Origin of the sequence: Nocardia aurea (assembly GCF_003123685.1) — a bacterium.
In the GTDB taxonomy this organism is placed as follows: Bacteria; Actinomycetota; Actinomycetes; order Mycobacteriales; family Mycobacteriaceae; genus Nocardia; species Nocardia aurea.
The window spans coordinates 72,439-91,456 of record NZ_QCYJ01000130.1; the positions used below are offsets into that span (position 1 = coordinate 72,439).

The 19,018-nt window shown below is 68.6% G+C and carries 16 protein-coding genes; 8 read left to right on the forward strand and 8 right to left on the reverse strand.

Translation table 11 applies throughout. The features are described from left to right. The first annotated feature begins 90 nt into the window (after window positions 1-90). Window positions 91-1,470, forward strand: coding sequence for a DUF1731 domain-containing protein (locus DAT37_RS32455; protein ID WP_109528722.1), 1,380 nt, complete (start codon window positions 91-93; stop codon window positions 1,468-1,470). 336 nt (window positions 1,471-1,806) lie between these two features. Here the strand turns inward: DAT37_RS32455 and DAT37_RS32465 are convergent, their stop codons facing one another. Next, window positions 1,807-2,232, reverse strand: a complete 426-nt coding sequence (locus DAT37_RS32465; protein ID WP_109528724.1) for a hypothetical protein — start codon at window positions 2,230-2,232, stop codon at window positions 1,807-1,809. Window positions 2,233-2,321: 89 nt separating this feature from the next. Then, entirely contained in the window at window positions 2,322-5,003 is a 2,682-nt protein-coding gene (gene pcrA, locus DAT37_RS32470) for a DNA helicase PcrA (RefSeq protein WP_109528725.1), read from the reverse strand. Between the two features lie 380 nt (window positions 5,004-5,383). Between pcrA and DAT37_RS32475 the strand changes: the two genes are divergently transcribed. Further along, window positions 5,384-5,677, forward strand: coding sequence for a chorismate mutase (locus DAT37_RS32475; protein WP_040710071.1), 294 nt, complete (start codon window positions 5,384-5,386; stop codon window positions 5,675-5,677). 153 nt (window positions 5,678-5,830) lie between these two features. On the opposite strand, the gene DAT37_RS32480 is transcribed toward DAT37_RS32475, so the two are convergent. Next, the gene (locus DAT37_RS32480) at window positions 5,831-7,285 is read right to left on the reverse strand and encodes an NAD-dependent succinate-semialdehyde dehydrogenase (protein ID WP_109528726.1); all 1,455 of its coding nucleotides are present in this window, start codon (window positions 7,283-7,285) and stop codon (window positions 5,831-5,833) included. 154 nt (window positions 7,286-7,439) lie between these two features. On the opposite strand from DAT37_RS32480, the gene pgi reads away from it, so the two are divergent. Then, entirely contained in the window at window positions 7,440-9,077 is a 1,638-nt protein-coding gene (pgi, locus tag DAT37_RS32485) for a glucose-6-phosphate isomerase (RefSeq protein ID WP_109528727.1), read from the forward strand. On the opposite strand, the gene DAT37_RS32490 is transcribed toward pgi, so the two are convergent. The 4 genes from DAT37_RS32490 to DAT37_RS32505 all read right to left on the reverse strand — a co-directional run bounded on the left by DAT37_RS32490 (window position 9,074) and on the right by DAT37_RS32505 (window position 12,706). Beyond that, window positions 9,074-9,640 carry a potassium channel family protein gene (locus DAT37_RS32490; protein WP_109528728.1) on the reverse strand — a complete coding sequence of 189 codons (567 nt, stop codon included), beginning with the start codon at window positions 9,638-9,640 and terminating at the stop codon, window positions 9,074-9,076. The genes pgi and DAT37_RS32490 overlap by 4 nt on opposite strands. A 79-nt stretch (window positions 9,641-9,719) precedes the next feature. After that, a complete protein-coding gene (locus tag DAT37_RS32495) occupies window positions 9,720-10,397 on the reverse strand; it encodes a nucleoside/nucleotide kinase family protein (RefSeq protein WP_232840144.1) in 678 nt (225 codons plus the stop codon). Between the two features lie 62 nt (window positions 10,398-10,459). Next, window positions 10,460-12,082: an acyl-CoA dehydrogenase family protein gene (locus DAT37_RS32500; RefSeq protein WP_109528730.1), complete on the reverse strand. Its 1,623-nt coding sequence runs from the start codon at window positions 12,080-12,082 to the stop codon at window positions 10,460-10,462. A 3-nt stretch (window positions 12,083-12,085) separates the two neighbouring features. Next, window positions 12,086-12,706, reverse strand: coding sequence for a TetR/AcrR family transcriptional regulator (locus DAT37_RS32505; RefSeq protein WP_109529093.1), 621 nt, complete (start codon window positions 12,704-12,706; stop codon window positions 12,086-12,088). Between the two features lie 142 nt (window positions 12,707-12,848). On the opposite strand from DAT37_RS32505, the gene DAT37_RS32510 reads away from it, so the two are divergent. Together DAT37_RS32510 and DAT37_RS32515 are read left to right on the forward strand one after the other, a co-directional pair. After that, the gene (locus DAT37_RS32510; RefSeq protein ID WP_109528731.1) at window positions 12,849-13,610 is read left to right on the forward strand and encodes a crotonase/enoyl-CoA hydratase family protein; all 762 of its coding nucleotides are present in this window, start codon (window positions 12,849-12,851) and stop codon (window positions 13,608-13,610) included. A gap of 5 nt (window positions 13,611-13,615) precedes the next feature. After that, on the forward strand, window positions 13,616-15,058 hold the full coding sequence (locus DAT37_RS32515) for a hypothetical protein (RefSeq protein ID WP_232840145.1): 1,443 nt from the start codon (window positions 13,616-13,618) through the stop codon (window positions 15,056-15,058). 26 nt (window positions 15,059-15,084) lie between these two features. Here the strand turns inward: DAT37_RS32515 and DAT37_RS32520 are convergent, their stop codons facing one another. Further along, window positions 15,085-15,768 (reverse strand): pyridoxamine 5'-phosphate oxidase family protein, encoded by a 684-nt coding sequence (locus DAT37_RS32520; RefSeq protein WP_109528732.1) that lies wholly within the window; start codon window positions 15,766-15,768, stop codon window positions 15,085-15,087. A gap of 79 nt (window positions 15,769-15,847) precedes the next feature. On the opposite strand from DAT37_RS32520, the gene pdxR reads away from it, so the two are divergent. From pdxR to DAT37_RS32535, 3 genes are all read left to right on the forward strand, one after another. Next, entirely contained in the window at window positions 15,848-17,257 is a 1,410-nt protein-coding gene (gene pdxR / locus DAT37_RS32525; protein ID WP_109528733.1) for a MocR-like pyridoxine biosynthesis transcription factor PdxR, read from the forward strand. A 64-nt stretch (window positions 17,258-17,321) separates the two neighbouring features. Then, window positions 17,322-17,567, forward strand: a complete 246-nt coding sequence (locus DAT37_RS32530; protein WP_109529095.1) for a DUF2630 family protein — start codon at window positions 17,322-17,324, stop codon at window positions 17,565-17,567. Next, window positions 17,564-19,006 (forward strand): dihydrolipoyl dehydrogenase family protein, encoded by a 1,443-nt coding sequence (locus DAT37_RS32535; RefSeq protein WP_408637469.1) that lies wholly within the window; start codon window positions 17,564-17,566, stop codon window positions 19,004-19,006. Before DAT37_RS32530 ends, DAT37_RS32535 begins: the two co-directional genes overlap by 4 nt. Window positions 19,007-19,018 lie beyond the last annotated feature (12 nt).

Sequence of the window (19,018 nt, forward strand, 5' to 3'; positions counted from 1 at the left end):
TCGAATTCGGCGGTGTCATCCGGTCGGGCGACCGGCCGGTGAGCAAGCACACCTACCGGTGCGGTGATCGCGCGGATTAGCGTGTGGCTCATGGCTCGTACATCGACGTACACCCAGTTCATCGCGCTCCCTCCCGATCAGGTGTGGAAGGTTGTAGGAGATCCGGTGCGGTGGCCGCACTGGAATCCCGGCGTGACGTCCGTGGTGTTGCACGGACCGGTCGAGACCGGGACGACCGGCGATTACGTGCCGCGCGGGCGACTACTCGAAGCGTTACACACACGCGCCGCCGCCCCGTTCGTCCTGACGTCGGTGGTGCCGGGACGCGAACTCACATTCGAGCAGCCCGAGCCCGCCGGGGCGATGCGGCTGAGCTGGGAATTGTCGGCGCGAGACGGCGGAACCCTTGTGACGCAACGACTCACGTTCGGCGGGCCGTCGGCGGCGGTCACCCGCGCGGTGGTCGGCGGACTGTTGGAACGCGACGGCAGGGTCGGTTTCGCGAGGCTCGCGCGGGCGGCGGGGATCACACCCGCCGAATCCGCGCTGAACGTCGTGATAGCGGGAGGTAGCGGCGCGCTCGGCAGGCAGATCGCCGCCGACCTGCTGTGCCGAGGTCACCGGGTCACCGTCCTCACCCGCCGACGCGATCCCGAATCTCCCTTCGACCAGGTCGAATGGGACGGCCGGACGGTGGGCGAATGGGCGGGGGCACTGCGTAATCCCGGTCGCACCGCCATCGTGAACCTGGCGGGAAAGATCGTCGACTGCCGTCCGACCGAACGCAATATCGACGAATTGCGCCGCAGCCGGGTCGATTCCACACGCGCACTGGTCGACGCGGTGGCGACCCTGCCCGCGCCCGTCGACTACTGGGTGCAGGCGAGTACGACCGCCATCTGGTCGGACGCGGGCGAGAAGCGCTGCACGGAAACAACTCCGCTGCCCGAGGGCCTGCCGCAGATGACCGGTGTCGCAGAGCCATGGGAGCGGGCGTTCGAGGGCGCAGCCGCCGTCCGATCGACCGTCCTTCGCACGTCCATCGTGCTCGACCCGCAGGCTCCGGCACTGAAACGGCTGACCCAGTTGGTGCGAGCGGGTTTGGGCGGGAGGGTCGGCGGCGGCGCCCAGTGGTTCAGCTGGATCCACGTCGAAGACTGGCTCGCCATCGTCCGCGCGGCCATCGGCCTCGACCCGGCGCTGACACTACCGACCGGAATCCTGGTGGCCGCCACCGATTTCCCCGTCCGCAACCGCGACCTCATGACCGCACTGCGCCGCCATCTCCACCGCCCACCGGCCCCGCCCACCCCCGCCGCACTACTGTCCGTGGGCGCGGTCTTCCTACGCACCGACCCCGCCCTCGGCCTGACCGGAAGACACGCCACCTCACAGGTTCTGCGCGACGCCGGTTTCACCTTCCGTTTCCCCACCCTGGACGATGCCCTCACCGATCTGCTCCCCCGCTAGGGTGAGTGGAATCGCAAGGGGGACTCGTGAAAGGCGACTCGAGGGCACGGGGTAGACGTGTCGTGCTCGGCCTGCTGTTCGTTTCGGTCGGGCTGTGCCTCGGCGGCATGACACTGTTCTCGCTGAGCCAACCGGTCAACGTCTTCGCCTATCGGCTCGGTGACGGCGACGCTGTGCCGGTCGAGGTGACCAAAGGATCGTCGGGCTCGAGCTTCGGTCGCAGCAGCGATCTCGGTGAAGGGCGCGTTGTCGGCGACGGTCGAACCGTCCGACTGTATGCGGACGACACCATCGAACACCGCCGACGCCGCGGTCCGGTCACCTGGCCGAAACGCTCTACGGGGACACCACGATCGCCAGGCCCACCAGGACGACGACCTTCACCACTTCCAACCCGACGTACCAGAGATGGGCGTGCGAGCGCGGCATGTCCTCCCCGGCGAGCACCCGGTCCGAGCGCCGACTCAGCGGCGGGCGCACCACCAGGATCTGTACGGCGAGGATCGCGACGGCGATCCCCAGCCATACCCAACTCGCACCTGAGGGCCCGAGCACCAGGAAGGCCACGACAAGCAAGGCCGCCAACACGGATTCGACGATGTTCAGCGCGCGGAAGACCAGCCGCCCGATCCCGAGTCCGAGCGGCACGGTGATTCCCGGCGCCCGGAATTTCAGTGGCGCTTCCAGGAACGAGATGGCCAGGACCATACCCAGCCACAGCATCGGAAGAAACCAGGTCAGGTGCTGCGCGACGCTCTCCATGTTCCGGACGATACCGAGCGGGACAGCACCGGGCCACGACCACAGATCCGTCGCCGACGACCGAGGGCCGACCGGCCGACCGCGTCAGGTCAGAGTTTGACCAGAGTCCTGCTGTACTGCGGGATCAGGCGGATCTTGCCCGCGCTGCCGAAATCGATGGTGACCGTCGCCAGCGGCCCGAAGCCGTCGGCGGCGATCACCTTGCCGAGTCCGTATTTGTCATCGCTGACCCGATCGCCCACGGCCAGCACCAGATCGGTGTTGTTGCGGGTGACGCCGCCCGGTGCGGGACGGCGGGGGCCGCGCCCCTGGACACCGGGACGTTGTTGCTGCGACCAGCCGTCGCCCCGGGTCCAGTCCCGTTCCATACCGTCGTCGTCACCGCGACGGCGGATTCCGCGCGAGGCGGGCGAACCCGCGGGTTCGAGACGACGCCAGTCCATGAGGTGGCCCGGAATCTCCTGGAGGAAGCGTGATTCCGGATTGGAGACGGGCTGGCCCCAGCCCGAGCGGACCACGGCACGGCTCAGGTAGAGCCGCTGCCTGGCGCGCGTGATGCCGACGTAGGCGAGGCGGCGTTCCTCGGCCAGTTCGGTGGGATCACCGAGGGCCCGCATATGCGGGAACTGGCCGTCCTCCCACCCGGTCACGAAAACCACCGGGAATTCGAGACCTTTCGCGGTGTGCAGGGTCATCATCGTGACCACTCCCGAACCCTCGTCCGGGATCTGGTCGGTATCGGCGACCAGGGAGACCCGCTCGAGGAAGGCGGCGAGCGAGCCCGGTTCGGGTTCGCCGTCGGCCGCTTCCGGCACCAGCCCCTCGGCCCGCGCGGCCTCCGCGTTGTTGTGCGCCTCGGAACTGAATTCCCTTGCGACGCTGACCAGCTCGTTCAGATTGTCGAGGCGGGCACCGTCCTGGGGATCGTCGGAGGCCTCCAACTCGGCGCGATAACCGGTGCGTTCCAGCACCGCCTCGACCACATTCCCCACGTCGGGGAATTCGGAATTGTCCCTGACCCCGGCCGCGCGGATGGTCTCGAGCAATTCCAGGAATCCGGCGATGGCGCGCTGGGCCCTGGTGTTCAGCAGGGCGACCTTGCCCTGTGCCGCGTCCCGCAGCGCGTCGGCGAACCCGATATCGCGCTGTTCGGCGTGCACGGCGACACACGCCTCGGCCCGGTCGCCGATACCGCGACGCGGGGTGTTCAGGATCCGGCGCAGGCTGACCGCGTCCTCCGGATTCGCCAGCACCCGCAGGTAGGCGACGATATCGCGGACTTCCTTGCGTTCGTAGAAGCGGACGCCGCCCACCACTTTGTAGGGCAGGCCCATCCTGATGAAGATCTCCTCCAGCGCCCGCGAATTGTTGTTGGTGCGATAGAACACCGCGACATCGCCGTAATTGGCCTCGCCCTGATCCACCAGCCGGTCGATCTCGCGGGCGACGAACGAGGCCTCGTCGTGTTCGTTGTCGGCGACATAGCCGACGATCAGATCGCCCTCGCCGGAATCGGTCCACAGCCGTTTGTCACGCCTGCCCTCGTTACGCGAGATGACCGCGTTGGCCGCCGACAGAATGTGCTGGGTCGACCGGTAGTTCTGTTCGAGCAGAATGGTCTCCGCGTCGGGGAAATCGCGTTCGAATTCCTCGATATTGCGGATCGTCGCACCGCGGAAGGCGTAGATGGACTGGTCGGCGTCACCGACGACGCAGAGTTCGCTCGGCTCGACCGCGTCCGTGCGCCTGGTCTCCGCGAATTCCGGATCAGCCGCGGCGGCGCCCGCGTCGGCGTCGTCGAGTTCGACGTCCGTGTGATGCCCGACCAATTCCCTGATCAGCACATACTGCGCGTGGTTGGTGTCCTGGTACTCGTCGACGAGTACATGCCGGAACCGACGCCGGTAGTACTCGGCGACCTGCGGGTGGCGTTGCAGCAGCGCGACCGTCTCGCCGATCAGATCGTCGAAATCCATCGCGTTCGCCGCGCGCAGACGGCGCTGGTACTCGGTGTAGACGCGGGCGACGAGCGCGGGCAGTTCGGTGTCGTCAGCCGTGGCGTCGGCGGTGGCGCGCTCGGGGCCGATCAGTTCGTTCTTGAGATTCGAGACAGCGGTTGCCAGCAGGCGCGCCGAGTATTTCTTGGTATCGATATCGAAATCCCGGCTGATCATCGTCAGCAAACGGCGCGAATCGTCGGCGTCGTAGATCGAGAAATTCGAATTCAGGCCGGGCAGCAATGCCGCCTGCATCCGCAGGATTCGCACGCAACTGGAGTGGAACGTGGAAACCCACATGTTGTTCGCGCGCGGGCCGACCAGGCCGGTGACCCGTTCGCGCATTTCGGCGGCGGCCTTGTTGGTGAAGGTGATGGCGAGGATCTGCCCCGGTGTCGCGCCCCGGGCCGCCAGCAGATAGGCGATCCGGCGGGTCAGCACGGCGGTCTTGCCCGAGCCCGCGCCCGCGACGATCAGCAGCGGCGCACCGGTGTGCACGACGGCGGCGCGCTGCTGGGGATTGAGCCCCTCCAGCAGCCGTTCGGCCTCCTCGGTCCGCCCGCGATCCTGTTCGGTCCGGTGGCGCTGCTGCTCGTCGGCGCGGCGCTGGGCCTGTTCGGCGAGCGATGGACGCGGCACGGCCGACCCCGCGCCCACGGCGTCACCCGACCGGCCGGTCGACTCGTCGCGACCGTCACCGACCTGCGATCCCGGGGTCGCGTCGGGGTGCCGGTCCTGCCCGGCCTGCGTCTGAGGAGCCACCGTGATGTCCATTGCCCATCCACGCTACCGGCGGTCACCGACAGAGATGAAGTCACCGACCGGCTTCGTGAGCGAACGACCGAGGTGGCTAACATTCAGTGAACGACCGGTGACGACCACGCGGCAAATCAACCGGTTTCTCTCAGGTTTTTCACAAAATCGAGCGTTTTGCATTAGTTCCCACCCGTGGCACACTGGCCTGATGATGAGCGCTGTCGCGATGGGTCGGATTCGGTTATCGGCCGGATATCACCGATCGCGGCCATGTAGCTGAGCGCACTTCCCTGGGGGAGGATGGAATCCCCCGCCAGGTCTGTTTCACGGTGAAAGAACCGGACGGTAACGAGCAGCCCTCGCCGTTCGATCCATGTTCTGACACGAGGAGATGAATGATGAGCACCCCTGCCCCGACGACCGGGTCCGATGCGGCGCTGCCGCAGACCGAAGCGGAGATCGACAAACTTCGCAAGGAGATCGATCAGCTCGACGCCGAGATCCTCGCGGCCGTCAAGCGGCGCACGGAGGTCTCACGGATCATCGGGCGTACCCGGATGGCGTCCGGCGGACCGCGGCTGGTGCACAGTCGCGAGATGAAGGTGCTGGAACGTTTCAGCGAGCTGGGCCAGGAAGGCCACACCCTCGCGATGCTGCTGCTGCGCCTCGGGCGCGGCCGTCTCGGTCACTGACCGTCCCGCCGCCGAGCGCGGCGCGAGAACCACGCGGTGATCGAGAGATCCCGCCTCCCCGAGGCCGTCCCGGGTGTAAATCCCCGGGACGGTCGCGCTTTCCCCGGTCGGGATCTCCCCGGCCCGGCCGGACCGGAGAAATCCCCGTCACGGTCAGCTCAGGGCGATGTACTTGGTCGAGAGGTATTCCTCGATCCCCTCGATCCCGCCCTCGCGGCCGAAACCGGACGCCTTGACCCCGCCGAACGGGGCCGCCGGATCGGAGATCACACCGCGGTTCACCCCGACCATGCCGGATTCCAGGCCCTCCGCGATTCGCAGCGCACGGTCCAGATCACGCGTGTAGACGTAGCTGACCAGGCCGTACTCGGTGTCGTTCGCGGCGGCGAGCCCCTGCTCCTCGGTGTCGAAGCCGACGATGGGGGCCACCGGTCCGAACACTTCCTCGGTCAGGATCCGCGCGTGCGGCGGCACGTCGGTGAGGATCGTGGCCGGGTAGAACCAGCCGGGACCACCGGGCGCCTTGCCACCCAGACGCACCTGGGCGCCCGCCGCGACCGCGTCGTCGACCAATTCGGCGACGGTGTTGAGCTGGTCCTCGTTGATGAGCGGACCGAGTGTGGTGCCCGCTTCGGCGCCCGGTCCGATCGAGACCGAACTCGCCATGGCCTCGGCGAATTTGGTCGTGAACTCCTCCAGCACGCCGTTCTGCACGTGGAAGCGGTTCGCCGCGGTGCACGCCTCGCCGCCGTTGCGCAGTTTCGCCAGCATCGCGCCCTGGACCGCGGCGTCGACATCGGCGTCGTCGAAGACGACGAAGGGCGCGTTGCCGCCGAGTTCCATGGAGGTGCGCAGCAGGCCGTGCGCCGAGGCCTCGATGAGCTTCTTACCGACTTCCGTCGACCCGGTGAAGGTCAGTTTGCGCAGGCGCGGATCGGTGAGCAGCGGGCCGGTGACGGCCCCCGAACGTGAGGTCGTGATCACCGAGAGCACTCCGTCGGGCAGACCCGCCTCGCTGCACAGCTGCGCGAGCAGCAGCATGGTCAGCGGGGTCTCCGAGGCGGGTTTGACGATCATCGTGCAGCCCGCGGCCAGCGCGGGACCGATCTTGCGGGTGCCCATGGCCAGCGGGAAGTTCCACGGGGTGATCGCCAGACACGGCCCGACCGGCTGCTTGTGCACGACGATGCGCCCGGTGCCCGACGGCGCGTGCAGATAGCGACCGTGCACCCGGACCGCCTCTTCGGCGAACCAGCGGAAGAATTCGGCGCCGTAGCGGACCTCGTTGCGGCTCTCCGGCAGCGCCTTCCCCATTTCGAGGGTCATCAGCAGCGCGAATTCCTCGGCACGCGCGGTGATGCGATCGAAAACGGTGCGCAGGATCTCGCCGCGCTCGCGCGACGGGGTCGCGGCCCAGTCGGCCTGCACGGCGGCGGCCGCGTCGAGTGCGCGCACCGCGTCCTCGGGCGTGGCGTCGGCGACCCGGGTCAGCACCTCACCGGTGGCCGGGTTGTGCACGGGAAAGGTGCCGCCGCCGGTTGCCTCGACGGGACCACCGATCCACAGGGAGGTCGGTACGGATTGGAGAAGTTCACTTTCGGACGCCATGCCGTCAGCCTAGTTGGGTACGCCCGTGCCGAGTTCGTTTCCTCCCCGCTCATGCCGGGAGACCGATAAGTCCGCTTCGTCGGCCCGGCGCCCGCGGCCGGATTCGGCGGTGTCGGGAGCGCGGGGCGGCGATGCTGCTTGTAGCCTCGGTGAGGTGAGCAGTGACATCACCGCGTCGGCAGCATGGCGGAAGCTGCGCGACCATTTCGGCGGTATCTCCGAACTACATCTGCGGGATATCTTCGACGTGGATCCGGCGCGGGGACGCGAGCTGACGGTCCGGGTCGGTGACCTGTACATCGACATCAGCAAGCATCGCGTCACGCGGGAAACCCTGCACCTGCTGGTCGAATTGGCGCGCGAGGCCGGGGTTCCCGACCACCGTGACGCGATGTTCGCGGGCGCGCACATCAACACCTCGGAGGACCGCGCGGTCGGGCATGTCGCGCTACGCCTGCCCGAAGGCGAGTCGATGGAGATCGACGGCGCCGACGCGGGCACCCAGGTGCACGAGGTACTGGCGCGGATGGGCGAATTCACCGACCGGCTGCGCTCGGGCCGGTGGCGCGGAGCCACCGGGGAACGTATCGCCACCGTCGTCAATATCGGTATCGGCGGGTCCGATCTCGGACCGGTCATGGTGCACCAGGCATTGCGGCACTACGCCGACGCCGGTATCGGCGCGCGTTTCGTGTCCAACGTCGACCCGACCGACCTGGTCGCGAAACTCGACGGACTCGACCCGGCGACCACGCTGTTCATCGTCGCGTCCAAGACCTTCTCGACGCTGGAGACCCTGACCAACGCGACCGCCGCGCGCCGCTGGCTGGTCGCCGCGCTCGGCGAGGACGCCGTCGCGAAACATTTCGTCGCGGTCTCCACCCATGCCGGACGCGTCGCCGAATTCGGCATCGACACCGCCAATATGTTCGGTTTCTGGGACTGGGTCGGCGGGCGCTACTCGGTGGATTCGGCCATCGGACTGTCGGTGATGGCCACCATCGGCAAAGAGCGTTTCGGTGAGTTCCTCGCCGGAATGCACGCCGTGGACACCCACTTCGTGAACGAACCGCTGGAATCGAACGCGCCGGTCCTGCTCGGCATGCTCGGGGTCTGGTACTCGAACTTCTTCGGCGCGGAATCCAGGGCGGTGCTGCCCTATTCGAACGACCTGTCGCGCTTCCCCGCCTACCTCCAGCAGCTCACCATGGAATCCAACGGCAAATCGGTGCGCGCCGACGGCACCCCGGTGAGCACCTCGACCGGTGAGATCTTCTGGGGCGAACCGGGAACCAACGGCCAGCACGCCTTCTACCAGCTGCTACACCAGGGCACCCGACTGATTCCGGCCGATTTCCTCGGATTCGCCCAGCCCACCGACGATCTGCCCACGATCGACGGCACCGGCAGCATGCACGACATCCTGATGAGCAATCTGTTCGCCCAGACCAAGGTGCTCGCCTTCGGCAAGACCGCGGACGAGATCGCCGCCGAGGGAACCGATCCCGAGGTCGTGCCGCACAAGGTGATGCCGGGCAACCGTCCGTCGACCACGATCCTCGCCCCGCGGCTCACCCCGTCGGTGGTCGGCCAGCTCATCGCGCTCTACGAACACCAGGTCTTCGTCGAGGGCACCATCTGGGGCGTCGACAGTTTCGACCAGTGGGGCGTCGAACTCGGCAAACAGCAGGCCCTGGAATTGGCGCCGCTGCTCACCTCCGCCGAAGATCCGACCCCCCAGGGCGATTCCTCCACCGACGAACTCATTCGCTGGTATCGCGGGAACCGCTAGCCCTCGCCGGAAGGCATGTCGCCGTCGCGGGTATTTTGTCCCGCGGCGGTTTCGAGGCGGCGGGTGATGCCGGAACTGGTGATGGCGAGCAGCGTGCCGATGACGATCAGGTCGAAGACGATCTGGATCATGGTGGCGATGCGAGCGGCCTGACCGGTGGCGTGGATATCGCCGAAGCCCACGGTCCCGAGGGTGACGATCGTGTAATACAGCGCATCGGTGCGAGTGACGATTCCGTCGAACTGACCCGGATAGTGCACCGCGAGCCGGTAGTAGTACAGCGCGAAGAACATCGCGACCACGCACAACAGCAACAGGATTCCGTCGACGCGTCCGCCGGTCGCCGGAGGCTCCTCCAGATAGCGGAGCACGTGACGCCACGTCACCCAGACCAGTCCGGCGATACCGGCGAGGAACGCGGACAGCCCGGCCACCTTGCCCGCCCAATCACTTCCCAGATCCCAGTCCAGGGGGATGCCATAGAAGATCAACAGGGCGAACACCACGCTGAGGATCCGACGTAGAGCATGTCGGCGGGACGAGATCTCGCGGGACTGCTTCATTCCTCCATGATCGGCCGACCGAACCACCAGACCCCTCCGCACGCGCCGGTGAATATCGGGCAACCCATGTCGACACGCGCTAGCGCACCACCGCGTGATACCCGCCTTGCCTTTCGCGCAGCACCAGATCGGCCCGCGATCTCGTGCGCGCGATCAGATCGGCGTTGCGCAGATCGCTGTCGCGGACCTTGGCGCGCGCGGCGTCGGCGGTCCGCCCGCCCCGCAGATGCCTGCGCAACAACCGACGCTCGAGTACGTCGCGGTCGGCGTCCAGGTACCACCGCTCGTCGAGCAGATCGCGCACCCCCGACCACGCGCCGTCACACAGCAGATAGTTGCCCTCGGTGATGACGACGCGCTGCCGGGTGAACACGACACCCGCCGGAGTCGGTTCCTCGATCCGCCGGTCGAACGTCGGCCACGGCACCGGTTCCCCGATCGGGGCATGGCGCAATCGACCCAGATTCTCGACATATCCCGCGGCGTCGAAGGTGTCCGGTTCGCCCTTGCGCGCCAGATCCCCCCGCACCCGCAGTTCCGCGTTGGACAGGTGATACCCGTCCATCGGCGCGATCTCCGCGATCCGCACACCGTGCGCCGACCCGAATGCCTCACGCAGAGCGTCCGCCAAGGTCGATTTCCCGGCCCCCGGCGGCCCCGCGATACCGATGATGTACCGGCTGTCGCGACCGGACACCCCCTCGAGTACCCGCCGCACCACCCGATCCAGCGGCACTACGCGTTCGTCTCCGCTCACCTGTCGACCCTACCGGCGCAAGTATTCTCTGGCGGGCGCGCGGAACTCGACCGACGGTCGGATCAGGCGACGAACGCCCGTTCGATGATCGAGCCGGTGTCGACGCCGGTGGGCAGGGTGCCGAAGGCGATGCCCCAGTCGTTGCCGAGGCGGGTCGCGCAGAAGGCGTCGGCGACGGCGGGGTGGCCGTGGCGAACCAGTTGCGCGCCCTGGAGGACCAGTGCCATCAGTTCGACGACGCGGCGGGCGCGGTATTCGATATCGCCGAGATCGGACAGTTCCTTGCCGACCTCGGCGATGGCGTCGTCCAGGCGGGGGTCGGCGCCCTTGGCGAGGGTCACCTCGGCGAAGAACGCTTCCACCGTCTCCGGCTGACGTCCCATGGCGCGCAACGCGTCCAGGGCCGCGACGTTGCCCGATCCTTCCCAGATCGACATGAGCGGCGCTTCCCGGTACAGCCGTGGCATACCGGATTCCTCGGCATAGCCGTTGCCGCCGAAGCATTCCAGCGCTTCCGCCGCGTGCGAGGGCGCGCGTTTGCAGACCCAGTACTTGGTGACGGCCAGCGCGATCCGGCGCAGCGCCGCTTCGGCGGGATCGGTGCCCGCGCGGTCGGTGGCACCGGCCAGACGCATCATGACGGTGGTCGCGGCGTCGGATTCGACCACCAGGTCGGCCAGCACATTGCGCATGGCGGGCTGGTCGATCAGCTTGGCGCCGAAGGCTTCCCGGTGCCTGGCGTGATGCACGGCGAACACCGCGCCCGCGCGCATTCCGGTCGCCGACCCGATCACACAGTCGAGCCTGGTCATGTTCACCATCTCGATGATGGTCTTCACGCCCGCGCCCTCGGCGCCGACCAGCCGGCCGGTCGCGTTCTCGTATTCGATCTCCGACGACGCGTTCGACTTGTTGCCGAGTTTGTCCTTGAGCCGCTGGATGCGAATGGGATTGCGGGTGCCGTCGGGCAGCACCCTCGGCAGCAGGAAGCACGACAGTCCGCCGGGAGCCTGCGCGAGGGTGAGGAACATGTCCGACATGGGCGCTGAAGTGAACCATTTGTGCCCGACCAGGCGATAGGCGCCGTCGGGTTGCGGGGTGGCGGTGGTGGTGTTGGCCCGCACGTCGGAGCCGCCCTGTTTCTCGGTCATCGACATGCCCGCGATCAGGCCGGCCTTGCCGGAGGGTTCGCGCAGTCCGAAGTCGTAGACGCGGCTGCCGAGCAGCGGTTCGTAGGCGGCGGCGAGCTGCGGATTGTGCCGCAGTGCGGGCACGACGGCGTAGGTCATCGAGATCGGGCACATGTGGCCCGCGTCCGCGACGCCCCAGGTGAAGAATTTCGCGGCGCGCGCGGTGTGGGCGCCCGCTCGCTCGTCCAGCCACGGCGAGCCGTGCAGGCCGTGGGTGACTGCGACATTCATCAACTCGTGCCAGTACGGATGGAATTCGACCTCGTCGACGCGGTTTCCGTAGCGATCGTGGGTGTGCAGCACCGGCGGATACTCGTTGGCGAGCCGACCCCATTCCTGGGCCTCGAAACCGCCCGCGAGAGCGCCGAGTTCGCGCACTTCGGCTTCGGCCCAGCCCGCGCCCTCGCGGTGCAGACCCTCGATCAGGGCCGGATTGCGCGAGACGTCGAACGGGACGATATTCGGAACCTGGTTGAAGACTTCGTGTGTCGGCATCGGTCACTCCTGTTTCTGCGGTGCCGCGTCCTCGCGCACACCGAGTGCTCGCACCGCGAAGGAAACGAGTTCGGGGACAACGGTTTCGCCGTGCGGTGCGGCGGCGAGCGGACCGACGAGCACTTCGCCGATCGCCCCGACCAGGGCCGCGGCGCTGGTCCGTGGATCCTGGGCGGACAGTTCACCGCGCGCCACCCCCTCGGCCACGGCCGATTCGAAGGCCTCGGCGAAGGCGTGGCGGAAACGCAGCCGCTCGGTGTCGACGGCCGGGTCGACCGGTTCGGCGAGCAGCACGTAGGCGAGTTTCGGATTCTTCAGCGCGCGGCCCGCGAAGGTCTCCACGGCCGCGGTGACCCGCTCCACGGCGCTGCCCGACGCCGCCGCCGCGGAGACCGCGGCCACCTCGCGCGCGACCACGGTCCGGAAGACGGCGGTGACGAGTGCGGCTTTGCCGTCGTAGTGCTTGTAGACGGTGCCCGTCGCCACTCCGGCCTCGGCCGCGACCGAGGCCATGGACAGTCCGGCGAAACCCGACCGCGACAGCACACGGGCCGCCGCCTGCACGATCAGCGCGCCCTGAGCGTCCAATCGGGCCTGCACCGCGGGGGTTCTCCGGTAGACCACGCAAGAAGTGAAGCACAAATTCACTTCTTCACACAAGCGGCCGAAGGTCGTAAGGTCGAGACCGTGACCTGCGCGGTCACCTTCGGAAATCCGGGTCGGCACCCGCCGACAGCTATCGGCCCAGCGGCAGCGAGGAGCGGACATGTCCGTGCGAGTCGAACGATCCGGCGCGGTCACCACGGTGATCCTGTATCGCCCCGAGGCGCGCAACGCCGTCGACGGGCCGACGGCCGCCGCGCTGGCCGACGCGTTCCGCGCGTTCGACGCCGACCCGGACGCGGCGGTGGCGGTGCTCTGGGGCGAGGGCGGCACCTTCTGCGCGGGAGCCGACCTGAAAGCGCTCGGCACCGAACGCTCGAATCAGGTGAGCGAGGACGGGGACGGGCCGATGGGCCCCACCCGGATGACCCTGTCGAAACCGGTCGTCGCGGCCGTCTCCGGATACGCGGTGGCGGGCGGACTGGAACTCGCGCTGTGGTGTGACCTGCGGGTCGCCGAACAGGACAGCACCTTCGGCGTCTTCTGCCGACGCTGGGGAGTGCCGCTCATCGACGGCGGCACCGTCCGGTTGCCCCGCATCATCGGCCACGGCCGCGCCATGGATCTGATCCTCACCGGCCGGGCGGTCGGGGCCCCCGAGGCATTGCAGATGGGACTGGTCGATCGCGTTGTGCCGAACGGGGATTCACGCCGCGCCGCCGAAGAACTCGCCGCCCAGCTCGCCACGCTGCCCCAGACCTGTCTGCGTTCGGACCGCATGTCGCTGCTGGAACAGGACGGTATGGACGAATCGGCGGCCATGAGAAACGAACTGCGCCACGGCATCACCGCGCTGACCGACGGCGCGCTGGAGGGAGCCCAGCGTTTCGCGGCGGGCGCGGGCCGTCACGGCGCACAGCACTGAACTCGATGAGCCGCGACAGGAGACCCTCCGCGCAACACCCCGACCGGTTGACGGTGGTCGACGAGATCTTCCTGCGGACCCACCGCGACCTCGGCACCCCCATCGCCCTCCAGGGGCTCTGGCGCACCGCCGACCACGTCGACCGCGCGTCGCTGGAGGCGGTGCATTCGGCGCTGCGGTCGGGTCCGCTGGGCCGCAGGGTGATTCGACCGGCGGTGCCGGGCGCGCGCAGACGCTGGCAGCCGACCGTACGCGCCCACACCTTCGACTACGACGAACGACCGATACCGATCTCGGCGCTGTTCGACTGGGCCGATCGCCTGGGATACGACCTCGATCCGGAATTCGGCCCCGGCTGGCGGCTCGCGGCGACGCGGCTCGACGACGGTGGTTCGCTGGTATCCCTGACCTGCTCGCACGCCCTCGCCGACGGGCGCGCCCTGGTCATCGCAGCCGATCGGGCGATCGGCAGCGCCATGCGGACCGGGATGGAAGCGACGGTCGGCGCGCGGCCGGAACGACCGGGCGGGACCCCCGATGAGAGCTTCGGCGACGCCGGTATTCACGGCTCGAGTACGGCGCGGGCCGATTCGTCCCGGGACCGGCACACGGATCCGGTAGGAGAACGAGAATTCGATCCGGTCCGCAAGGCCCGGCCGTATCCGGAGCGGGATTCGGACTGGTCCGACGCGATGCGGCAGTGGCGGATCGTGCTGGGCGGCACAGCGCGAGCATTACGCGGTGGCGGCGCCCGCACCGCGAAGAGGACGGTCGAACCTCTCCCCGAAAAGGGTCCGGGGCGAGCCGCCATCACCTGCGGCGCGGTCGTGCAATGCCCGACGACCGAATGGGAGGCCGCCGCCCGATCCCGTGGCGGCACCGGGAACAGCCTGTTCATCTGGCTGGTCGCGAACATCCTGTGGGCGAGCGGTTTTCCCGGGGACACGATCGAGGCCAGTCTCCCCGTCGACACCAGAGACGAACCCCGCGTCGACAACGATCTCGCCATGACGCAGATCGCCGTCACCCGCGACGACGATCCGGCCCGCATCCGCGAAAAGTCTCGTGCCGCCTACGAATACCGCATGACCGCACCCTCCGGCATGCCGGAGGAGATTCTCCAGGTGATCCCGGACCGACTGGCCCACAAACTGTCCGCGGGCGCGGGCGAACGCGACATCCTGTGCTCCAACATCGGCCCGCTACCCGATTCCCTGCTGACACTCGGCCCGCACCGCTGCATCGGTGTCGCGGCGCGGGCCATCCATCCCGGACTGAGCGCGAATCGCGTGCCGCGCACGAAACTCTCGGGCTACCTGTGCACCATCGGCGGCGACGTAGTCCTGTCCCTGGTCAGCCTCGACCCGGTGGGTATCCCCTCGGCGGCGGTCCTACGCGAACTGCTGGAAAAGGTGGGCGGTCCGCTGCTGCCGTTCACCACATGGTGAGTTCCCGAACCCGCTCGGCGTGATGTCTAGATCGCGGCCGAACTCAGCGCGGCGCGCTCGAGTACCTCGGGGGGAACCTCCACGCCTACTTCCAGATCATCCGAGGAGATCGGCGCGTCCCATACCCGGCGGGTCGGGAGTACGCCCGCCCACACGCCACCGGCCACCACATCGGCCTCGTCGTCCTTGGGACCACCGGTGCGCATCTTCACCGAGGCTTCGGTGAGGTCGAGGGCGAGGACCACGGTGGCGGCCAATTCCTTCTTGTTCGGCCATCGGACCCGGTCCCACGCACCGGGGGCGGAGTGTTCGACCATCACCTTCAGCGCGTACAGGCGCTGGTCGGGATCGGTGACCTCGGCGGCGCGACCGTGCATCACGGCCGAGCGGTAGTTCATCGAGAAGTGCATGGCGGAGCGGGCGTAGACGATGCCGTCGACCAGGGTGACCGCGACCGAGATATCGCCCGCGAGCGCGGCGCGCATATTGCCCGCGCCGGTGGATCCGTGCAGGTAGAGCATGTCACCGTCACGACCGTAGGCGGTGGGGATGACCACCGGGGATCCGCCGAGCAGGACACCGAGGTGGCATACCAGTCCCGCGTCGAGGACGGCGTCCAGATCGGCCCGATCGGTGCGGACGCGTTCCTTCGCCCGTTTCGGCGTCGACCTCGGTGTGGGTGACAGGGGGATGCGGTTCGTCTCGCTCATGATCCCAGCTTGCGGTGCCGAGTGGCATTATCGAATAGCCAATCCGAGTAAATCTCGACAGTCCAATTGCGGAGGCCCGATGTTCGACGACCTACCACTCACGGTCGATCGCACGGCGGACGAACCGCTGTCGGTGCAGGTGGCAGCTGGTTTGCGGAGCGCGGCGACCACGGGGGTGCTGCGCTCGCAGGACCGGTTGCCGTCCTCGCGGGCGCTGGCCCAGCGCCTCGGCGTCAGTCGCACGGTGATCGCCGCGGCCTACGACCAGTTGCACGCCGAGGGCTGGATCACGGGCAGGACGGGCTCGGGGACCTACCTGACGACAGCACCGGCGAAGGCACCGAACCGCGCGGTGTCGGTCGTCGCCACCGACCGGAATCCGGACCTGCTCGACCTCTTCCCCGGCGCACCGTGTGTCGAAGCCATCGACCGGGCCGCGTGGCGGCGGGCATGGCGCACCGCGGCGGATGCCGACCCCGGCGTGCGCAAGGATCGCGCGGGCGAACCGGAGTTCCGCGCCGCGATCGCCGAACATCTCCTGCGCCACCGCGGACTCGGCGCTGCCAGCGATACCGATGTCATCGCCACCGCCGGAACCAGTTCCGCCGTGGGCGAACTCGCCGCCGCGTTGCTGCGTCCCGGCGATACGGTCGCGATCGAGAATCCGGGCTATCAGCGGGCCGTCGGCGCGTTCCGCGCGGCGGGCATTCGGGTGCTTCCGGTACCGGTCGACTCGGGCGGGCTTCGCGTCGATCTGCTGCCGCCGCACATCGCGGCGGTGTATTGCACACCGGCGCACCAGTTTCCGATCGGCGCGCGGATGCCCGCGGTGCGGCGCGTGCAACTCGTCGAATTCGCCAGGGCTGCCGGCATCTTCGTCATCGAGGACGACTACGACGGCGAACTGCGTTACGACACGGCGCCGCTGCCGCTGCTGGCCTCCATGGCTCCCGATGTCGTGGTCCATCTGGGCACCACGAGCAAGATCCTGTCCCCCGCGCTCGGTGTCGGCTGGCTGGTCGCGGCACCGCGGATCACCGAAGCCGTTCTCGCGCATCGGTACCGAACCGGCACCGGCCCCAGCCCGGCGGGGCAGCGGGTACTCACCGAATTGGCCGGGCACGGTGATCTGGCCCGGCACCTGCGTCGCCTGCGCCGCCTGCTGCCCCCGCGCCGTGAACTGCTGGTGTCGGCGTTGCGCGGGCGCGGACTCGACGTGATCGGCGACGACGCGGGCTCGTACCTGGTGGTGCCACTGCCGTCGGCCGAGGCCGAGGCGCGCGCCGTCGCCGCGGGCCGCGCCGCCGGCCTCGATCTGGACGGATTGACTCGCCACCACCTGCGAGAGCCCACCGAACCCGCCACGGCGACGCCGACAGAACCGCACACCTTCGGGGTCGCGCTCGGCTATACCGCGTTGGACTGGTCGGACCTGGCCGTCGCGGCCCCGCGCGCCGCCGCGTGCCTGGCCGGACTCGATCTCCGATAGCCGAGCGAATCCGTGACTCGATCATCACCCGGCGAATCCGCGACACGGTCGTAGCATGGTCTGCATGACCGAACAGGACATCCTGGCACGCATCAAGCAACTGGTCGACGACGAGCACAGCCTGCGGTCCAAGGCGACCTCGGGCGAGGTGGATCCGGTGACGGAACGGCAGCGGCTGGCCGAACTGGAGGTCATGCTGGATCAGTGCTGGGATCTGCTCCGGCAGCGGCGGGCGCGCATCGATTCGGGCACGTCCCCGGACGACGCGCAGGTCAATTCGCCCCGCCAGGTCGAGGGCTATCTGCAGTGAACTCCCCGGTGCCGGCCGCCGAATACGACGTGATCGTCATCGGCGGCGGTCCCGCCGGTGAGAACGCGGCGGCCTACGCCATCGCGAACAGTGACCGCACCGCGGCGATCGTCGAACGTGAACTCGTCGGCGGCGAATGTTCGTACTGGGCGTGCATCCCCAGCAAGGCCCTGCTTCGACCCGGTCATCTGCTGGCCGCCGCCCGGCACATGCCCGGCATCACCGCGGACGGTCTCGACGTCGAGGCGGTACTGCGTCGCCGCGACGAATTCGTACACGACCACGACGACAGCTCGCAGGTCGCCTGGGCGCGCGACAATCGCATCGATGTGGTTCGTGGTACCGGCCGTCTCGCGGGCGAACGCCTGGTCGAGGTGGACGGCCGCGTGCTGCGGGCCGGGCACGCGGTGGTGGTCGCTACCGGTACCGGGGCGAACATCCCCGACACCCCCGGTCTGCGCGACGCGCTGCCGTGGACCTCACGAGACGCCACCAACCTGCACGAAGTGCCCGACCGGGTGCTGATCGTCGGTGGCGGCGTCGTCGCGAGCGAGGCCGCGACCTGGCTGGCCGCGCTCGGTGCCCGGGTGATCGTGTCGGTGCGCGGTGACGCGCTGCTCGGCGCGGTGGAGCCGTTCGCCCGCGAGCGGGTCGCCGAAGGGTTGACGGCGGCGGGTGTCGACGTGCGCTTCGGCGTGGCACCCGTGCGGGTCAGCCGCCCCGATGTCGCCGACACCGGCGAGGGACGTATCCACGGTGGACCCGTCACCGTCGAATTGCGCGACAAGACCGGCACTTCCGTTGTCGTGGTCGACGAGATCGTGGTGGCGGCCGGACGCACACCCGCCACGGCGGACCTCGGACTCGCCGCCGTCGGCCTGCCGGACGGCTATATCGAGGTCGACGACCGGCTCGGCGCGCGCGGGGTTCCCGGCGACTGGCTGTACGCGGTCGGCGACGTGAATCACCGGGTGGCGCTCACGCATATGGGCAAATACCAGGGCAGGGTGTGCGGCGACGTGATCGCCGCGCGCGCCGAGGGACGGGCGATCGACGGCCCCCGATTCGCCGCGAGCGCCGACCACGCGCAGGTTCCGCAGGTGGTGTTCACCACGCCGGAGGTCGCCGCCGTCGGGCTCAGCGAGGAGGCCGCGCGGCGGGCCGGATACGCGATCGACACCGTCGAGCTGGATATCGCCGTCGCCGGTTCGTCGCTGGCCCGTGACGACTACGCGGGTCACGCGAAACTCGTCATCGACACCGCCACCGACACGCTGCTCGGCGCGACGTTCGTCGGCCCCGAGGTGGGCGAGCAGCTACACGCGGCCACCATCGCGATCGTCGGCGCGGTACCCCTGGCAACGCTGTGGCACGCGGTGCCTGCCTTCCCCGCCGTCAGCGAGTTCTGGTTACGCCTTTTGGAGGCCCGGCGGGGCTGAGTACCATCGGTT

What these genes read in the sequence shown, in the direction of transcription:
- DAT37_RS32475 (WP_040710071.1), top strand. Translation starts at nt 5,384, where the DNA reads ATGAGCACCCCTGCCCCGACGACCGGGTCCGATGCGGCGCTGCCGCAG.
- pcrA (WP_109528725.1), bottom strand. Translation starts at nt 5,003, where the DNA reads ATGGACATCACGGTGGCTCCTCAGACGCAGGCCGGGCAGGACCGGCAC.
- DAT37_RS32465 (WP_109528724.1), bottom strand. Translation starts at nt 2,232, where the DNA reads ATGGAGAGCGTCGCGCAGCACCTGACCTGGTTTCTTCCGATGCTGTGG.
- DAT37_RS32500 (WP_109528730.1), bottom strand. Translation starts at nt 12,082, where the DNA reads ATGCCGACACACGAAGTCTTCAACCAGGTTCCGAATATCGTCCCGTTC.
- DAT37_RS32480 (WP_109528726.1), bottom strand. Translation starts at nt 7,285, where the DNA reads ATGGCGTCCGAAAGTGAACTTCTCCAATCCGTACCGACCTCCCTGTGG.
- DAT37_RS32455 (WP_109528722.1), top strand. Translation starts at nt 91, where the DNA reads ATGGCTCGTACATCGACGTACACCCAGTTCATCGCGCTCCCTCCCGAT.
- DAT37_RS32530 (WP_109529095.1), top strand. Translation starts at nt 17,322, where the DNA reads ATGACCGAACAGGACATCCTGGCACGCATCAAGCAACTGGTCGACGAC.
- pdxR (WP_109528733.1), top strand. Translation starts at nt 15,848, where the DNA reads ATGTTCGACGACCTACCACTCACGGTCGATCGCACGGCGGACGAACCG.
- DAT37_RS32520 (WP_109528732.1), bottom strand. Translation starts at nt 15,768, where the DNA reads ATGAGCGAGACGAACCGCATCCCCCTGTCACCCACACCGAGGTCGACG.
- DAT37_RS32490 (WP_109528728.1), bottom strand. Translation starts at nt 9,640, where the DNA reads ATGAAGCAGTCCCGCGAGATCTCGTCCCGCCGACATGCTCTACGTCGG.
- DAT37_RS32515 (WP_232840145.1), top strand. Translation starts at nt 13,616, where the DNA reads ATGAGCCGCGACAGGAGACCCTCCGCGCAACACCCCGACCGGTTGACG.
- DAT37_RS32510 (WP_109528731.1), top strand. Translation starts at nt 12,849, where the DNA reads ATGTCCGTGCGAGTCGAACGATCCGGCGCGGTCACCACGGTGATCCTG.